An 18,584-nucleotide genomic window follows, 5' to 3' on the forward strand; every position below is an offset into this window, starting at 1 on the left:
AGCCAAAAGTTGGTAATAAAAAAAGCAACGATAACGTTGCTTTTTTTTATTGCTTAGACCATAGTGAATGTTTTAGGGTGTGTCCTCATCAGCATCGCTATCTTCAGCAGCACTATCCATCGAGATAGCCGCATCACCTTCTACTTCATCGACCGATGTATCTGTAGTATCAATGATCACTTCAGTCGGTTCAGCAGGTTCAGCAGACATTGGTACTGTTTCTTCAGTATTAATATCGTCTTCTATATCACCCTCTGTCTCTGACTGTTGCTGACAGGCGCTGATAGACAACACACCAGCAAGCAGTGCCGTCAACGCCATTGAACGACGTAACCCTTTTGCTAACTCTAAACTCATAACACTCTCCAAATAAATCTGTTAAATACTATAGCCTGTCAATAAATACACGCCTACGCTGAATTTGTAAGAAATCAATACAGCATATAGTCAAAGAACTCTAAAATGAGTATAAGGCAGCCAACTGTAGATTGTACAAGTAGTACATCTAAGAAGGATAACGCCGTAGTGACTTAGTAGTTCAGCGACTATATCTGAGAGTATTAGGGCGTGTCTTAATAAATACCAAAAAACCCCTATCCACTTTAGATAAGGGCTTTTCCTATAGTATTGCTAATATATCTTTACTAACGATTCAGTACCTAGCGTCCACACCTACTTATTAGAGCTAAATTTTACCATGACACTGCTTGTACTTGAGACCTGAGCCACAAGGACAAGGGGCATTACGGCTAATATTCATACCAGCATATGGATTTGGCTCATTGGCACCGCCTGTATTACCTGCCGTAGCGGCACCGACAGCAGCCGCAGCTGCACCACTGCCATTACGGTTTTGCGGTTGCGGCTGAGCGGCTGGGCTTGCACTGCTATCTAAGTTATCCACGTTATCATGCTCAAACTGCATTTGCATATGAGCCGCATTCTCACGCTGCTGGGCTTCTAACGCTTCTAGCTCTTCTTTGGTTGGGATATGAACACGTGACAAGTCTTGTACGGTCTCAGACTTAATCGCACCAAGCATCATTTGGAACAATTCAAACGACTCACGCTTGTATTCTTGCTCAGGGTTTTTCTGTGCATAACCACGTAAATGAATCCCTTTACGTAGCTGATCCATCTGCGTTAAGTGCTCTTTCCAGTGCTTGTCTAGGCTCTGTAACATAAAGTGACGCTCAAGCTGAGCGGCGTCTTTTTCACCCATCTGCTCACGGCGACTGTGATAACGATCTATCGCCGTTTGAACGATTTTCTCACGCAGCCCTTCTTCATCCAGACGACGATCCTCATCCAACCAATCGTTAATCGGCATTGAAATTTTGAACTCGTCTTCTAACTCATCTTCTAAGCCGTCAATATTCCACTGATCATCAATAGAGCCAGGCGGAATAAACTGATTTATCATCGCGTTATACACTTCATGATGCATCACTTCGATGGCTTCTAATAAGTCCATCTCTGCTAATAAATCATCACGCTGACCATAGATAACTTTACGCTGCTCATTGGCAACATCATCGTATTTCAATAGGTTTTTACGGGCATCAAAATCGCGACTCTCAACTTTGCCTTGCGCATTTTCGATCGATTTAGAGACCATTTTATGTTCGATGGCTTCATCTTCTTTGAGACCCATCGCACGCATCATATTGACCACACGATCGCCTGCGAAGATACGCATCAGATCATCTTCGAGCGATAGGAAAAAGCGTGACATACCAGGGTCACCTTGACGACCAGCACGACCACGTAGCTGGTTATCGATACGGCGTGACTCATGGCGCTCAGAGCCAATGATATGTAAACCACCAGCTGCTACGACTTGGTCATGTTTGACTTGCCATTGAGACTTTAAACGCTGCATCTCCTCTGGACTCACCGCATCGATATCTTCGATAAACGACTGCCAGTTACCACCAAGGATAATATCCGTACCACGGCCCGCCATGTTGGTGGCGATCGTGACTGACTTTGGACTGCCTGCCTGTGCAATAATTTCTGCTTCACGCTCATGCTGCTTGGCGTTTAGAACGTTATGCTTAACGCCTTCTTGGTCGAGCAAGTAAGACAACTCTTCACTGGCCTCAATCGTCGCTGTACCAACCAGTACTGGCGCGCCTTTGGCTTGAATTTCTTTAATTTCGCGAATGATGCCTTTATATTTGCCTAACTTGGTTAAGAAAATCTGGTCATCCATATCGATACGAGCAATTGGCTCATGCGTTGGAATCACGATGACATCTAGATCGTAAGTAGATTTGAATTCTGCCGCTTCGGTATCAGCGGTACCCGTCATACCAGATAACTTGTCATATAGACGGAAGTAATTCTGGAAGGTCGTTGTGGCAAGCGTTTGGTTTTCTGCTTGGATCTCAACGTTTTCTTTCGCTTCTACTGCTTGATGCAAGCCTTCTGACCAACGACGACCAGGCATGGTACGGCCTGTATTTTCATCAACGATGACCACTTCGCCTTCATCGACGATATAGTGAACGTTTTTGACAAATACGTGATGCGCACGAATGGCAGCTTGAACGTGAGCCAAAAGTGGCAAACGACTTGGGCTATATAAACTTTCGTTCTCACCAAGCTCGCCTACTTCGATTAAGAAGCGCTCGATTTTTTCATAGCCTTTTTCGCTGATCTCAATCTGGCGATTCTTTTCATCAATCCAGAAGTCTTCTTCTTCGTTATTCTTGTTTGCTTCTTCGTCTTTTGAACGAATCAACACAGGAATAATCGTATTAATCAACGCGTACATGCGTGATGAATCTTCAGCTTGACCCGAAATAATAAGCGGCGTACGAGCCTCATCAATCAAGATGGAGTCAATTTCATCGATAATACAAAAGTTTAACGGGCGCTGTTTTTTCTCAGCAAGGCTAAAGACCATGTTATCGCGCAGATAATCGAAGCCGTATTCGTTATTGGTACCATAGGTAATGTCGGCTTGATAAGCTTCGATTTTTTCTTGTGGCGGCTGCTGTGAGTAAATCACGCCAACAGTCATACCTAAAAACCCAAACAACGGACGGTTTAGCTCAGCATCACGCGCAGCCAAATAATCGTTGACCGTGACCAGATGAACCCCTTTACCGCTGATCGCATTTAGGTACATGGCCAAGGTTCCCATTAGGGTTTTACCTTCACCAGTTTTCATCTCAGCGATTTTACCTTCGTGCAAGGTGATACCACCGATCAGCTGCACGTCATAGTGACGCATACCGTTGACACGTAATGATGCTTCGCGGCAGACAGCAAATGCTTCTGGCAATAATGCATCTAAGCTTTCGCCTTTTTGATGTCTAGCTTTGAATTCTTCAGTTTTTTGTTGTAGTTGCTCATCAGACAGGGCTTGTATTTCAGCCTCTCGTGCGTTGATCTTGCTGACCACTTTACGCATGCGTTTTAATTCGCGGTCATTTTTGGTGCCAACCACACTGCCTATAATCTTTGATAACATAATTTTTTGACCTATGGAATATTCGATAATTAGTGCGCATTAGCCAAAGCTTAGCTCTCTGCCTTGTCATCACCCGACTAAGTACTACCTAATTTAGTATCGCCCAATTAAGTGTGCCGTCATTATATATGGTTATGACGCTGATGGATACAAGGGCAGCGAGTAGATATTTGCCGCAGTAAAAACCTAGTAGGACGTGTTAAAATAGCGAATACCTTCTTAAATTTCTTAGCTTTTTCAGCGACTTTATTATTTTTCACATTTTTATTTTTATACGCTTGCTACCACTGCGTCTTGGCTCATAATTTATCGATATGCCATTTATCTATAAGTAACTGGCTTATTGATAAAGCCAAAGCTATATATCAAACTCATACATAAGACAAATGACCCTTTAGCACCCTTATCACAAAATACTCATTACAACCTATTAAAGCACTATAAGAGACTCTGCATGACCGTAAAGCCATCTGGACAAAATCAATCGTCAAATCCTAATTCATCAGAAAAACCCTTATCAAAAAAAGAGAGCTCTGACTGCTTAAGTATAGGCGATGCCGTCTATAACCTAGCAGACCATACGCCGATGATGGTGCAATATCTAACCATGAAAGCCAACTATCCACAAGCATTGCTCTTGTACCGGATGGGTGACTTCTATGAGCTGTTCTTTGACGATGCTAAGCGAGCGGCGCAAATATTAGATATCACATTGACGCGCCGTGGTACGGATAAAGCAGGCAACACGATAGCCATGGCGGGCGTACCGTTTCATGCAGCCGATAGCTATATGGCACGCTTGATCGCTGCTGGGCAGACAGTAGTCGTATGCGAACAAATTGACGAATCGACAACTGGTAACGCTGATAATAAGTCCAATGTCCCTGCGATGGGCGACAAGCAAAAGAAAGATAAAAGCAAATCTGCCGCTGGTAGCATCATGCGCCGTGAAGTAGTTAAAACGCTTACCGCAGGTACTATTACTGATGACGCATTGATTGCCCCTAATCATACGCCGACTGTGGTTGCCATCGATATTGCGACTATGAAAACGCAAGACAATAGCCAGACGTTACAAGCAGCCGTTAGCCAGATGGATTTGGCTGCGGGTACACTGACTACCCAGACATTGATAGCAGATAAAAACGATATAGATGGTCTGCAAACTCAAATGCTGACTGTATTAGCACGTTTTGCGCCTAGTGAGTGCATCATTAGTGAAGCACTCAGCGATAGTATTGGTGGCAGCATTGGAAGCAATGATTCAGAGTGGCTACTGTGGTTACGACAAAATCTGGACTGCCCTATTATAGAAGTCGCTGCCAATGACTTTCATCGTGAGCATGCTAGTGACACGCTTTGTCAGCAGTTCGAGGTTCAGCGTCTCGATGGGTTGGGCATTGCTGAGGCTCCACTTGCGCAAACCAGCTGCGCTGCGCTTATCCACTATGCGCGTCAAACGCAGCAACGCCACGTGCCACAAGTGAACCAACTCATCGTCGAGTACAGCGATGACTACCTAATTATCGATGCTAACAGCCAACAAAACCTCGAGCTATTTACCCCTGTTAGTAGCAATGGCACTTCTTTGATATCTGTGCTGAATCACTGTCAGACTCCGATGGGTAAACGCCTAATTGTGCAGCAAATGAAGCGTCCACTGCGTCAACATTCACGTATCAATATGCGTCTAGATGCGATAACTTGTTTGCTAAGCCCAGAGAATGACTCAATTGAATCAAACCAAGATATAAAAGAGAGCTTACTGGTTACACGTTTACGAGAAACGCTGAATACTATTGGCGATATTGAACGAATCAGCAGTCGAATCGGGCTAATGAGTGCCAAACCTCGTGACTTACGCAAGCTCGCCGATGGTATCGCTAGTGGTGCTCAGCTTACTACTCTATTGACAGCATCGGGTATCAGTCATGAAGACGCTGGCCTATTACCAATGTTGATGCAGCAATTGCCAGATCAACTACCTGCTGTTCAATCCGTCGCCGAATTAATCGAACGCGCTATTGTCATTGAACCGCCTGCGCATATCCGCGATGGAGGAATGATAGCAGCGGGCTTTGATGAAGAGTTTGATCGCCTTACTCATTTGCATGACAATATTCAATCGACGCTAGACGAGATGGTCGAGCGTGCCCGTCAAGACAATCAATTACCGAGTCTAAAAGTTGGCTTTAATAAAGTTAGCGGCTTCTATTTCGAACTGCCCAAAATGCAGGCGAAGAATGCCCCTGCCCACTTTATCCGTCGGCAAACGCTCAAAAGTAGTGAGCGCTTTATCACTGATGAGCTAAAGGAAGTCGAGACAGAATATCTAAGTGCCCAGTCCTTAGCGTTAGCTCGTGAAAAGCAGCTGTATCAAGAGCTGCTAAATCAATTAAACCAACATTTGGCTGATCTACAACAGCTTAGCGCTGCTATCGCACAACTAGATGTGGTAAGCAATTGGGCCCAACTTGCCATGATGTATAACTGGCAGCGTCCAATCATGGGCTTACATACGGAAGACCAAAGCAAAACAGTAACCAAAAATCAAACCAACATTGATATTCGTCAAGGTCGTCATGTTGTGGTTGAAGCAGCATTAAATCAAACAAATGCGAACAATAGGAATAGTAATTTATTAAGTACAAACCACTTTGTCGCCAATGACTGTGCATTAGGTGGTGATGAACATCCTGAAAGACTGCTTCTGATTACCGGCCCTAATATGGGTGGTAAGTCTACCTATATGCGCCAGACCGCGCTGATTGTACTGCTCGCGCATTGCGGCAGCTTTGTGCCAGCAACTAGTGCTCATATTGGTGATATCGGTCGCATTTTTACGCGTATTGGTTCAGCTGATGACTTGGCTGGTGGCAAATCGACCTTTATGGTGGAAATGATTGAGACGGCCAATATCTTAAATCAAGCAACGAATAAATCACTGGTATTAATGGACGAAGTCGGTCGCGGTACTGCTACCACCGATGGCCTTGCCATTGCCCATGCCTGTGTCAATCGCCTAGTCGAGATTGGCTGCCTGACATTATTTGCCACTCACTATTTTGAACTGACACAATTAACGAATGATATTGGCAAGCATCATGCTAATATCCGTAATGTCCATGTAGCAGCCAGTGAGGTTGATGGTCAATTATTGCTATTGCACCAAATTAAAGACGGTGCAGCGAGTTCTAGCTTTGGGCTGCATGTCGCAAAGATGGCTGGTATTCCCACCCAAGTGCTAGAGGATGCTAAGCGCTATTTAGCAGACAACTTACAGTTAGACCATTTAACCGTAGATAAAGCAAAAACTGTTGATGATAAAAATGAATTAGCTAAGTCAGTAAAGGATAAACGGGAAGAGAGTTATAATGATCCTACTCTCAATCAAGAAGTAAGTCATACCGCTCAGATATCGGACACATTAGACAATCCGAAACAAAATCAGTTATTTAGCCTAAAAGATGAGCTAAGCATGATTGATCCTGATAGCTTAACACCTAAGCAAGCGCATGATTTACTTTATCATCTGAAGAAAATCATTAGTCATTAAAGGGAATTGTCAAAGCGTAGTAAAGGCGCTAAAATACGCTTTATTTTCCAACTATTCTATGTAGCCCTTATAGTTGATTTAATTTAAAAGAATTACACTGCAGCTGAGCGCAGAGGTATAAATCATACTTCAAGCAAGGTTGACACAATAACTCTTTTGAAAGAGATTGACTATATCAGCCAATCCAATAACAGGTAGACATCACTATGACCTTTGTCGTTACAGATAACTGCATTCTTTGCAAATACACCGACTGTGTAGAAGTCTGTCCTGTGGACTGCTTTTATGAAGGCCCAAATTTCCTAGTCATCGATCCTGATGAGTGCATCGACTGCGCGCTATGCGAGCCTGAATGTCCTGCCAATGCGATTTTCTCAGAAGATGAAGTACCGAAAGACCAAGAAATGTTTACCCAACTAAATGAAGAGCTGGCGCAAAAATGGCCGAACATTACTGAGATGAAAGGGCAAATGCCAGAAGCTGAAAAGTGGGATGGTGTGGAAGGTAAGATTCAGTATTTAGAGAAGTAGTATCCTTCTCGAAGTGCCAAGATATTGTAAAAATAAAAACCACCTAATAGCAATATGCTGTTGGGTGGTTTTTTTGCTTAGAAGATCGATATCAGACTAACCAAACAAACTATAGGTTAGCATTGTGACTACAAGAATTGGGTAGATATATTGCTTCTATGTTACTACTACAGCTCCACGATCCGCTACTAGTACGCAACCATTCTATTTTTTTACCGGTCAATTTTGGGTTAACTTGATTGGATACGATCGCAGTGATACTAGTAGTCAGAGTCAGCGGGCTTGTCATCTGTGCCACACCTGTATTATTAGGTAAGACTAGGCCCACTTGTGAGCCACCTACTACTAAATTAGAAGCTGACGCTCTCGGATCACAATCCTCTGTACCTAACCCGATAACAGTTCTACCTGTTTGCAAGCACTCTTCTAACGATAACCGCAGTTGCCCTACCTCATTTATTACTCTCATTACTTGCGTTTTACCAACATGAATCTGATACTGTGGTATCGCAATCGTTGCTAACACTCCAATGATGGTCACAACTATCATTAACTCAATAAGAGCAAAGCCAATCTGAAAGCGATACGTAGTCATCTTAAGCTCATTTTGAAATGCTATACCTGTAACAAGTATAATTTATGCCATTATAAACATAACCATTCGAACTATCGCTAACTCACTGATTTTTTGCTAACTGATCGTATATCATTATCTTCACCTTATCATTACCTACTTTGCCATTATCTGGCGTTCCATTACTGAGTAATGCTACGACTCCACCCCTCTCGTCTATAGCAATCAATGATGACAATCCTAATAGACTACCATCTCTATAATGTACGGCAATAGATTTCGGATTTGGCTGATAAGTTAACATTGCATAGCCATAACATTCTTCTATTTTCGTAGTATCACATTCTACTTTAGCATTATCTGTTAGTATGTTTGGCTTCGGCTTAGCAGACATAATACGTACTTGATAAGCTAAATCTATTGCATTACCTGATAATCCAGCAGCAGAAGCAAGTCCATCATAGTCAAACGCGGTATAAATATCAGCAATACCTGTTAGACCTGTTTCCACATAATTGTAAATTACTTCATCATCCATCGTGGCGTTCGATACAAAGCGTAAATTAGTATCCGAAAAATTATACTGTTGCGCAATGATATCTTTGTAGGTCTTATTTCCGTTCAGTTTACTAACCACTTCACCTAATAGACAATACCCTAAATTAGAATAGCTAGTTTTGCTACCTGGCTCAAAGCCAAGCTCAATATCATTCAAACCCTCTAAATGATTGGGACAAATATTCTTGCCAATACCAAACATATCCTGTCCAAAGATACTATAGCGATCGAATCCTGCACTGTGTGATAACAGCTGTTCAATAGTGATGTCATTAATGCGTAAATCTTTTGGAATATCAATTTCAGGCAAAACACCTGAAAGCTTAGTATCAAGGGATAATTTTTTCTGCTTAATAAGTGATAAAATCATATCCGCTGTCCATAATTTAGTAACACTAGCATAACGAAAGCGCGTTTTCTCAGTAATAGGAGCAGATAAAATAGGGTATTGTCCAATATAACCATTATAGCAATAGTACAAGATTCCTTTCGGATTTATATAAGCAATTTGGTTGGCTGGAGCGCTATTGTAGCGAGTTTGATACTCTAAAACATTTGCTAGCCATGAAGGGCTATCCTCACTACAACTGGTTTGTCGAACAGATAATTCAGCACGTATCGGATAAGTTTTTAACCAAAATAAGTTGCGTGCTTGAGAGTTAACATAATAGTAACTAAAAATAGATATAAAAACTATTATTACTGTTACTGTTATAAGGTCACGTTTACTAATATTTTGGAACATAGATTATTTCTTTAGTTGTTCTGCTCGTCATATGTAAATTATATTATGTATAAATAAAAAAGAGACTATAGAAGTCTCTTTTTGTAACAATTTAAAAAATACTATTTCTTATGCATCTTCACCTGAATCATCGGTCGCATCGTCTTCAGATGACTCTTCTACTGTACCTAAACTAGCATCACATCCAGATGGACGATATTTCGCGAGTGTGTTTGTACTACACGTCCAAGTACCATCTACACTACGTGCCCATTGCAATTTGTTCTGGCCATCTTGGGTAAGCGTTGCCGCTGCATTGCCACTGAAAGTAGCAACAAGAGTGGCAGCTCCTGTATCTTCAAAAGTTGCAACCAGACCTGTATCTTGTAATTTTTTAGTAGTTGCACCTAATAAGTTACTATTAGTCCAACCAAAATCGCATTCATCTGCTGCTTTGCCGTCATTTAGACATGTTTCAGTAGCAGTTTTCATAGATCCAACTTCGCCCATAACACGACTAACTTGTGACTTAGCGATATAGTTCTGATACTGAGGAATAGCGATGGCCGCTAGGATACCGATGATCGCAACAACGATCATTAGCTCGATTAAGGTAAAACCTTTTTGTGCAGTGTTCATAAGAACTCCTTTAGAGGGGATAAAGATAACGGATATTTGCTCGCGCTATCTCTCGTTATATAATGTATTGGATATAGTGTATTGGTCTTTCGTGCCCTAGTAGATGCATATAGCGTGCCAATATCATTAGTCATAGTAGGTATATGTGCTAAGTGCTCGATTGTTATCGCTATTTATCGATACTTTGATGTAGATACTTACCATACTGCTATCTACTGACACTAATTGTTACGCTAAGCATACCTAAAAGTGTCAGTTTATGTCAATGGCAGCTACTCTGGCTCACGATAACTGACAATAATTGTCAGTTGTCAGACTATTTTTTAGTCATTCCATTCGCTACCAGTGCCGCATTTTTTTTCAGTACCGATAGTACGGCATTTAATGTTTTGATAATTAAGGCTCAAGACGCCATCACTTGCCATTTGCGTACCAGACTTCGGCGTTGCCGTGATTACCCATTTATTGGTCAAGGTGTTGTCAGGAGGCGTCAGGGTAGTTGGCTCGATACTGACATCGTATAGCGCTGTCCCTTGCTGAGGATAGGCGGTCGCAAAGTCTGCTTTGATCTGCGCACTGATAGCACGGTAGCTACCCTGTGCCAGCTTGCGACTCTCAATCTCTGAGGCGATATTTTGCATCTCTGTCATCATATCGACCCGTTTGGTCTTGATGACATAGCGCTGATAGCTGGGATAAGCGATAGCCGCGAGCACACCGATGATAGCGACGACGATCATTAGCTCGATCAACGTAAAGCCCTGCTGCCGGATTGACGAGTATTTAGACATTTTATTAAGGCCTGACATTACCAACTCTCCTCGCCAGTACCACAGTCAGTCGAAGCGCTTGTAATCGTTCTATCAGTGCTTTTGCACTGCACACCTGTACTTGTAGTCATAAGAATACTGGCATCTGAATTTTCAAACGCTTCATTTGGTTCCGCCAACATACGCCATGAGTTACCAGCAGTTGAGTAAGCAGTACTTGCAGGTGTCAAGCTATTGCCTGTACTGCCATCTACAAGGGTAATCTGATAATCATAGTTTGTATCATCACTACCTGCTGGGACATATATTATTGTATTAGTAGCTGTATCATCATAGCCATGGCTTACTGACCCATCATTCGCTAGTTTTCTTGGCTGAAAACCCTTATACGTAAGCGCAGTAGCGCGCCAGCGGTTCAGCTCTATCTGTAGCTGCTGCATGCTTGCTTGCGCTTGTGCTTCAGCGTTTCGAACTACATACTGACGATAAGAAGGAACCGCAATCGCTGCCAATACCGCCACGATCATAATAACTATCATTAGCTCAATCAGCGTAAAGCCTGAGTGTTGTTTTGAGGTTTTCATGCCCATGCGACCACCTTATCAGTCTACTTCATACCATACTTTTGGCTGCAGCGTATAACGCTCGTTAAATATCAACTCAGGCGCCGTGCCGTTGCCTATGATGCTATCATTCGCGCTTAAGTTCCCTTGGTTTAACCCTTTGGGGTTTGTGAGCGCATTAAATAGACCTTTACCGCTATCAGAACCAAAATCGACTCGGTCATTGGCGCGTTCAGCCAATGTTCGCGTGCCGATCAGCAGTCGCTGATTTGAGAGGGTTGAGCTGCGTGGTCCAAGCGTGAGTTCTTGAATGCCCTTACCTGCCTGTACATAACCTGCAGTCCCGTTCTTGGAGGCTTCATCGGTACAGATACCATAAGGTAAGCAGTAGAGCTGTCTCTCTGAGCCGCCTGTCACTTTGGCAGAACAAGAGTCCACGGCATTATAGCTCATATCTGGGTTGTAGACCGTTGTATACAAATAACTGTCTACTACTTCAGATTTGCCAACACCTTTGGTATATCTGACATTGCCATAGCCGTCAAAGCGCGTTAATGGATAATACCAACCGTTTTTCCTTCCTTGTCTTAAGGTATTTATCACGGCGTTTTTTTGTGCCAAGGTGTATCCAGCTCCCGTCAAGTTACCAATACTTGATGGCAGCTCGGCGAGATCCGTACTGTTGGCTTCAAGCTCTACGATTTCTTGACCATTTGTGGTCCCTGCAGTGGTAAAGTTGCTCGCATAAAACACATGGTCTGCCTTGGTAATATCACTATCGATAATGCCATATAATCTGTCAGCCTTATCATTGTCTCGTATTTTTGATAGCGGCGAGCTACGATCCCCTGAGATGACATTTACGAGTGCAAATAATGAGTTGGTTAAATCGTTACGATAAAAACTGACAACTGGCCGCTCGTAGAAACGGTGATTGTATTTTTTGTTACTGCCTGAATAGGCAGGTTTGAGTACGCGTGTGACTCTGGTGTTACTAAAAGAAGTTTCTGGTGAAGCAGTGCCGGATGCCACTGGCTTCACAAAACCTGCATTGGTAAAGTCAGCACGGAACAGCTGACCACCCAGATCGGCAAAGTAGATATGATCCATAAAGCCGTCATTATCACGGTCTAAGGTAGTGACACCAGCGACAATACTATTGGTCATACTATCGACCGTCTTAGTCGGCGAGCCTTCAGCAGACGCCGACCATATCAAAGCGCCTGTTTTGGCATTGATAATATAGACGGCATTGCCTTCGGCATTGCTCTTGCCCGAGCAACTACTACCCAATTCGCTATCAGTCACGCCCACTTGGAAGCCTTCGTACTCGTAGCACATATCGTAGCCACCGCCAAATACCAATACATCGGTACCTGTATCGGTGATACTGGTTTTTATTTTGGCCTTAGTAGGTTTTGACCATATTTGCCCCATACGGCTAAAGCCTGAAGTATCTGGTGTAATCGCAAACATCATACTAGGGCTTTCATTATCGGCTAGGTCTAAACCGTATAAAGCCTTACCGCCCATACGTAGACCACCGTATGCGAATACACCTTTGCCGCTTCCTGTTTCGACATTTACTTGTCCGTTGCTCAGATCATATCTGTAGTCGGCCGTGACTAGCCACGGGGCATCTACACCAAAGTTGGGCGCACCTATTTCAGGTTTCGTTGCACCTTTGATCAGCGCGTCAGACTTGCTACTATCCATGAGCATCTCTTTTGGAATGATCACGAATTTTTCTGCACCGCCATCACCCACTCCATAATTATCGGCGTCCACTAAGTGCAAACCACCTTCGGATGAACCAAATAACACATAATCATCACGTGTACCAGTCACTCTACCTGTGGTGATATCTAAGTTGGCTGAATACGAAACTGCGGCTGGCGTGGAGTGCACCGTTGCACCCAGCACCCTGATTGCTTCAGGCGCATTGGCACTACTAAGCGTCATGTCTTTTACCGCTGTGGCAGTGCTTGGAAGAGAGGTAAACCCTAAGAAATTCAATATCTTTCTTAATGTCACTTCGTTATAGGTAGCTGTATCTTTAAATGTATTGTTGGTCAGTACGGCACCATCTACCACGACTTTGCCCGAAGCATTTACGCCTACTTTTCTCAATACAGGTTTTTTGTTGGTAGCGTTATCCCAATCCTCTACATACAGTGTTCTAACAGAGGCAACCCCTGTCGCTGGTGTCTTTAATTGCGCAAAAAACCCACCACTTTCTACCTTATCATTTGCACCAGCGTAGTTTTTATCAGACCAAAGATCTTGCGTTGCAGGATCTAAGTCGCCGGCGATACTCTTAAATAGCTTAGAGCCACCTTTCCCAAATAAGGTACCCTCATTTAAGGTGTATTTTTTTAAATTACCTTCCCAAATAACTGCGTTTTCCGCTACTTTAGGTTGTAATGTCGGATAATAAGCAACAGCGAGCTGACTATCAGCACGATATGGGTCATCAGGAATAACAATCGTACCTGAAGGTACCGAAGGTAAAGTTTGATTTAAATCAGCAACGAAGGTGACAATACTTTTAACAATATCTTCTGTAGATTGTGCTGAATAGAAACCGCCTTCTCCAAACCCCCCTACTCCTGGTAAGTCCTCATGAGCTTTTTCTCCCCAATTACAAGCATTTTTTGCATCTATACCTGTGATATTTTCACAGTTATAAAAATCGCGATCTGCTGTCACACCAGTTTTCGGATTGGTATAAGGTAATCTACGAATAACTCTCTGAGCTAGAGGTTTTCTTGCATCTGCTACTTTATCTACATCAAACACTGAACCAAAACCCACAACTGCTGTAAAGATTTCCCTGTCAGTACCTAGTGGATTTTTTGTTGGATCACGTAAAGCTTTTGCAAATGCGCCCACTGCAGGTGTACCACTATCGTAGTAGTTATAATATCCATATCTTCCTATACTAGTACCTTGTGGCAAGCTATTAGATGCTGTTACATCAAAAGCATTGCCTTTAGTTCCTAAAGCAGCTTTCATTAAAGGAACAGGATCAGGGGCAGTATTGGGCTCACCATCCGTTAAGAAATATATACCACGTCCGTCGCAAGAAGAAGGAGATGTCAACGGACTGATATAATTACCACCACTTTTAGAAGAAGTAACAGAGTCATTAAAACCGCTATAAGTAGAACTAGTGGGAGTATTGGTACCTAACATATAAGCGCCAACTTCTGCATAAGCATTCGCTGAAGGGGTACCATTATAGGCAGTCAAAACTCTTACAGCGTTTTTAATTGCTGCGCGTTGCGTACTATCTACTAATGCAGCAGGCACCAGTATTTTTCCACTCTTACCATCAGCAGTTTTAGCATCGTTATATTTATCACTCTGTGTAGAGTATTGGCCAATTCCGATAGATACCTTTTTTGGATCTAGCTGGCTATTATCCATTAAGGCGAAAATAGCATCTTTAAGGCGAGTCAAGCGATCGTCATATTTTGTTGATGTATAGAAATATCTGTTGTTACTACTAGAGGTTACATAGCTATAGTTTTCAACTGAAGGGATATCATATATTCTTGTACCACAGTCGCTAAAACCATAATCTGTAGTACCAGAACCATTACTACTACCACAACGGTACCATACGTTGCTGTAGTCTCTATCTTGGCGATAAAAGTATCGTTTACTACTATTTAGCTCACAATATCGTCTAGTATAACTAGGCGTGGTAATAGATTTTTGAGTACCAACTCCAACTTGATTGTAAGATATACCCGAAGGTAGGTCACAGGCTTCTTTAGTGACGTTTGCACCCATACTACCCGAAGTATCGAGCATCATAGTGATGGTAGTCTTGCCACCTTCAGCAGCTTTATAAATCTCTAAGTCTCCAATTTGCTTACCAGCGACATCGGCCTGTGATACAGGTATCACCATCATCGATGCCATAACGACGACTAAATACTTTAAAGGTAACTCAAGTTTTTTAGATGATGTCGGTGCGTTGTCAAGTCGTTTCATGACTTTTGTCCTTATATGAGATAGAGCCAATGATTGATCGCGTTATGGTGTCGCTGAGAGTACACACTGTGGATCCAGAGAACCTGTGCCAAATGGAATACACACTGTAGAAGAAGAGACGTTTTCAACATCTGCTTGCTCATATAGCATTTTACTCGGTGTAGTAGCCTCTAGTAGACAGTCGTTCAATGAGTTTTTTCCTGATGCTACGTTAGCGCTGATACTTGTTTTTGCAAAACAAGCACCATCTGTATCTTTAGGTTCACTATAAGATGGCAAAGCCGAGGTAGCACGAATATCAAACTGATACTTCTTACTTGTTTTATCTTCCACTTCTTTACCAAGAACCATATGTGCAAATGATTCTGCATCAGCAGCAGTAGGAGTGGTAGTTACACTGACTTGCGTCATCACAGTTTGTCTTGCGCTAGTATAACCATCTGCACTGGTGTAATCACATATACCATTATTGAGACCACTCCAATAACCACCGGTCGCTTTCAATACTGTCGCATTTGCCGTTAGATATTCTTTCGTACGTGGATTAAAGCAATAGATAAATTCGTTTGTTGCATTCTCTTCATTCAGTAGGAAGTGACCAAATACGCCTGACACACTGGTGACAGATTGATAATTAGTCGATGTTGTACTGCCATTAACCATTGCTTCTAGCTTTTGATTAGCACTATCAGATGATTGTAATAAAACAGTATTAATCTGATCGCTAGTTGCAATCTTAAGATCTGTATTACTCTGCCTAACAGCTATGGCTCCTGCCAACATTATAAGAACCAGAAACAACAGGACCACCACCAGCGTTGCACCTTGCTCACTACTACGATATGTCAAGTTAATAGTGACATTTTTTGCTTTCAAACTTGATGGATAGCGATAATAAATCATCTTTAATCTCTCTACTCAGGGGGATAAGCTAGTACTAACACTTACTACACGGGCATTGCGCAGTAATGTCGTAGCCTCATAAGTCGAACGCACCTGTCGCGTACGATTAGCATCTGTCTTTAGCTTATTTTCTTGACCTAACAAAGTGAATTCATCTTGGTCAGTACTACCGAGTACAGCAGTGCTTCCATGTACAATCACACCTATCTTCAGAGCTGTTATTGCTGGTTTATCGCTCATATCTAGGTAGGCACTACTTGGCAAATACATCACTTGTCCTACATTAGCACCACTAACTTCTTGAGTGCCTAATAAGACTTTGAACTGGTCAACATTAACGATAAACTCTTGACCTGCTTGTCCAAACTGTCGTGGATCCGTGCTTCCCATCGAGTCATCTATACCACCAGACTGAGTAACACGTCCTGCATCACAAGCTAAAACTAAGTTTCTAATAACGCCTGTGCCGCTATCACCGGTTGCTTGACGCAAAAAATAACGCTCTACTACAATATCATTAACAGCAACATCCGACCCTTCACAGTCACTCAAAGTATCATCCGTAATGTTGGTATATTGAATGGTCAGTTGATCACTGCCTACAATCGTATTTGATATACCTGTCCAACCATTAGTGCCACTAGTGCTATCACCAGCTCGTCTAGTCAAATAACCAGTATCACCATAAGGTCCTGTTGTGATACCAAGATTAGCACCGGTTAATACAACACCGCCATTTACTGTAGTGTCATCAATTTCAGTAGAAGGATTTCCTAGATTCGCTAGGCGCATATGTTGTTCTAACTGCTGTAGGCCAAAAACGCTAGCATCTTGTAGCTCACTTCCACTCGCTTGAATACTACTGGTCTTTACATTGATCAAATAAACTTGAATGACAGCAGCAGATACTATTAATCCAAGTACTAATGAGATCATTAGCTCTATTAAGGTAAAACCAGCCTGATTATAATGGCTATAGTTACGGTTATGATGAGATATCATCAGTAAGCCTCCATAATAAAGCACTCAGCTCCATTTTTATAAGTACCATCTGCATTAGCACATGCATTTGCTGCCGTATTATCTAACGTAACTGTTGTATCTCCCCAGCTAGCCACAAAACACTGACGTTCTTGATTACCTGATGTATCTGGACAGCCACCTGGAACCATACCAATATTAATATCATTTTCACCTGCATACGACTTTATTAATAGCCCATCACGTGTCGCAAGTTGATCAATAGTACAACTATCTGCTACTGTCGGCGCAGTATCTGTATTTGTGATACAGCTATCTCTTGTTATTCCAGCACCGTCAATATTTATCGTATCCGAAGTACTGTTTATTGCTGCTTTAAAAGCACTGATACCACTTGGGTTAGTTCGCATTGTTTCAGCACCACCTCTCATAATAGTCAAAGCGCGAGTACGCATCAGGCTTTCGTCTGTTGCTTTTACCGCTGACATTTGCATGGCGCTAAACCCCAAGACGGCCACCGCCAGTAATAATAACGACACCATCACTTCTATCAATCCCACACCTGCTTGTGTGCTTTCAATCTTCATTAACAGCCCCCAGCATTTGTAGTATTAACATTAGCGATTGTAGTGAGTTCCACTTGTCTAGGTGTTTCATTATCAGAGCCGCTATCACAGATTGTATAAAGTACTGTCGCCCCATCGTCTATTGTCTTGTTTGGTTTAAAGACAATATTGGCTACAGTAGATGGTGTAATCGTTTGAGTAACAATACTTCTGTCACTGATATCATAGCTAGATATATTAACGTTATCAGCTTGCAATGTAATCGTCTGAGGAGTGCTAGTTTCATCATATATAACCGTTATATTTTGACGGCGGATAATACTTTCAACTTTTGCTTCTTTCAACGCGTTAGCAATAGTAGCCGTCGTCGACTTCACCCGCTGGTTAGCAAACTGAGTATTCATACTAGGTGCCGCAATACTAACAATAATAGCAAGCACAGCAATTGTCACCATCAACTCAATCAAGGTAAATCCTGAGCTATTCATTCGTAGTTTGGGCAATAGATTGTTCGTAGATGCGGTCACATCAAATCCCTATTTATAACGGTAATTGTCTATCTGATAACGATGTTGAGCTAGAGAAAGTTAACCAATAACCCATATTTTTATATCGTTTTTTCTGCACTTCTTTACATCTGTGAACGTATAATTATGCAGTAAACCCTGCAATTTTTATTCCATAATTATTAACTGCTGTCCGATAAAGAAATAAACACAGCTACGTCAATAGCACAA

General features: G+C 42.3%; 14 protein-coding genes. 2 read left to right on the forward strand and 12 right to left on the reverse strand.

Features of this window, described 5'->3' with window-relative positions:
• Positions 1-72: 72 nt before the first annotated feature.
• The gene (locus ACT3RN_RS01390) at positions 73-357 is read right to left on the reverse strand and encodes a hypothetical protein (RefSeq protein WP_442072926.1); all 285 of its coding nucleotides are present in this window, start codon (positions 355-357) and stop codon (positions 73-75) included.
• A gap of 328 nt (positions 358-685) precedes the next feature.
• Positions 686-3,481, reverse strand: a complete 2,796-nt coding sequence (gene secA / locus ACT3RN_RS01395) for a preprotein translocase subunit SecA (RefSeq protein WP_444518401.1) — start codon at positions 3,479-3,481, stop codon at positions 686-688.
• Positions 3,482-3,935: 454 nt separating this feature from the next.
• Between secA and mutS the strand changes: the two genes are divergently transcribed.
• Entirely contained in the window at positions 3,936-7,037 is a 3,102-nt protein-coding gene (mutS, locus tag ACT3RN_RS01400) for a DNA mismatch repair protein MutS (RefSeq protein WP_444518402.1), read from the forward strand.
• A 206-nt stretch (positions 7,038-7,243) separates the two neighbouring features.
• The gene (gene fdxA / locus ACT3RN_RS01405; protein WP_010195798.1) at positions 7,244-7,567 is read left to right on the forward strand and encodes a ferredoxin FdxA; all 324 of its coding nucleotides are present in this window, start codon (positions 7,244-7,246) and stop codon (positions 7,565-7,567) included.
• 109 nt (positions 7,568-7,676) lie between these two features.
• Here fdxA and ACT3RN_RS01410 read toward each other — a convergent pair whose 3' ends face one another.
• The 10 genes from ACT3RN_RS01410 to ACT3RN_RS01455 all read right to left on the reverse strand — a co-directional run bounded on the left by ACT3RN_RS01410 (position 7,677) and on the right by ACT3RN_RS01455 (position 18,374).
• Positions 7,677-8,162, reverse strand: a complete 486-nt coding sequence (locus tag ACT3RN_RS01410) for a pilin (RefSeq protein ID WP_444518403.1) — start codon at positions 8,160-8,162, stop codon at positions 7,677-7,679.
• Between the two features lie 82 nt (positions 8,163-8,244).
• Positions 8,245-9,444: a serine hydrolase domain-containing protein gene (locus ACT3RN_RS01415; protein ID WP_444518404.1), complete on the reverse strand. Its 1,200-nt coding sequence runs from the start codon at positions 9,442-9,444 to the stop codon at positions 8,245-8,247.
• Positions 9,445-9,552: 108 nt separating this feature from the next.
• Positions 9,553-10,062: a pilin gene (locus tag ACT3RN_RS01420; RefSeq protein ID WP_444518405.1), complete on the reverse strand. Its 510-nt coding sequence runs from the start codon at positions 10,060-10,062 to the stop codon at positions 9,553-9,555.
• Positions 10,063-10,385: 323 nt separating this feature from the next.
• Complete coding sequence (locus ACT3RN_RS01425) at positions 10,386-10,871, reverse strand: type IV pilin protein (protein WP_444518406.1); 486 nt, start codon at positions 10,869-10,871, stop codon at positions 10,386-10,388.
• Positions 10,871-11,422, reverse strand: a complete 552-nt coding sequence (locus ACT3RN_RS01430; protein WP_444518407.1) for a type IV pilin protein — start codon at positions 11,420-11,422, stop codon at positions 10,871-10,873. The genes ACT3RN_RS01425 and ACT3RN_RS01430 overlap by 1 nt, the downstream gene beginning before the upstream one ends.
• A 12-nt stretch (positions 11,423-11,434) precedes the next feature.
• On the reverse strand, positions 11,435-15,397 hold the full coding sequence (locus ACT3RN_RS01435) for a pilus assembly protein PilY (protein ID WP_444518408.1): 3,963 nt from the start codon (positions 15,395-15,397) through the stop codon (positions 11,435-11,437).
• 42 nt (positions 15,398-15,439) lie between these two features.
• On the reverse strand, positions 15,440-16,300 hold the full coding sequence (locus tag ACT3RN_RS01440) for a pilus assembly protein PilX (protein ID WP_444518409.1): 861 nt from the start codon (positions 16,298-16,300) through the stop codon (positions 15,440-15,442).
• A gap of 15 nt (positions 16,301-16,315) precedes the next feature.
• A complete protein-coding gene (locus ACT3RN_RS01445; RefSeq protein WP_444518410.1) occupies positions 16,316-17,302 on the reverse strand; it encodes a PilW family protein in 987 nt (328 codons plus the stop codon).
• Positions 17,302-17,868 carry a type IV pilus modification protein PilV gene (gene pilV / locus ACT3RN_RS01450; protein ID WP_444518411.1) on the reverse strand — a complete coding sequence of 189 codons (567 nt, stop codon included), beginning with the start codon at positions 17,866-17,868 and terminating at the stop codon, positions 17,302-17,304. The genes ACT3RN_RS01445 and pilV overlap by 1 nt, the downstream gene beginning before the upstream one ends.
• Entirely contained in the window at positions 17,868-18,374 is a 507-nt protein-coding gene (locus tag ACT3RN_RS01455; protein ID WP_444518412.1) for a pilus assembly FimT family protein, read from the reverse strand. The genes pilV and ACT3RN_RS01455 overlap by 1 nt, the downstream gene beginning before the upstream one ends.
• Positions 18,375-18,584 lie beyond the last annotated feature (210 nt).

The organism is Psychrobacter sp. AOP5-GZ1-6 (assembly GCF_052376345.1).
Lineage (GTDB): Bacteria > Pseudomonadota > Gammaproteobacteria > Pseudomonadales > Moraxellaceae > Psychrobacter.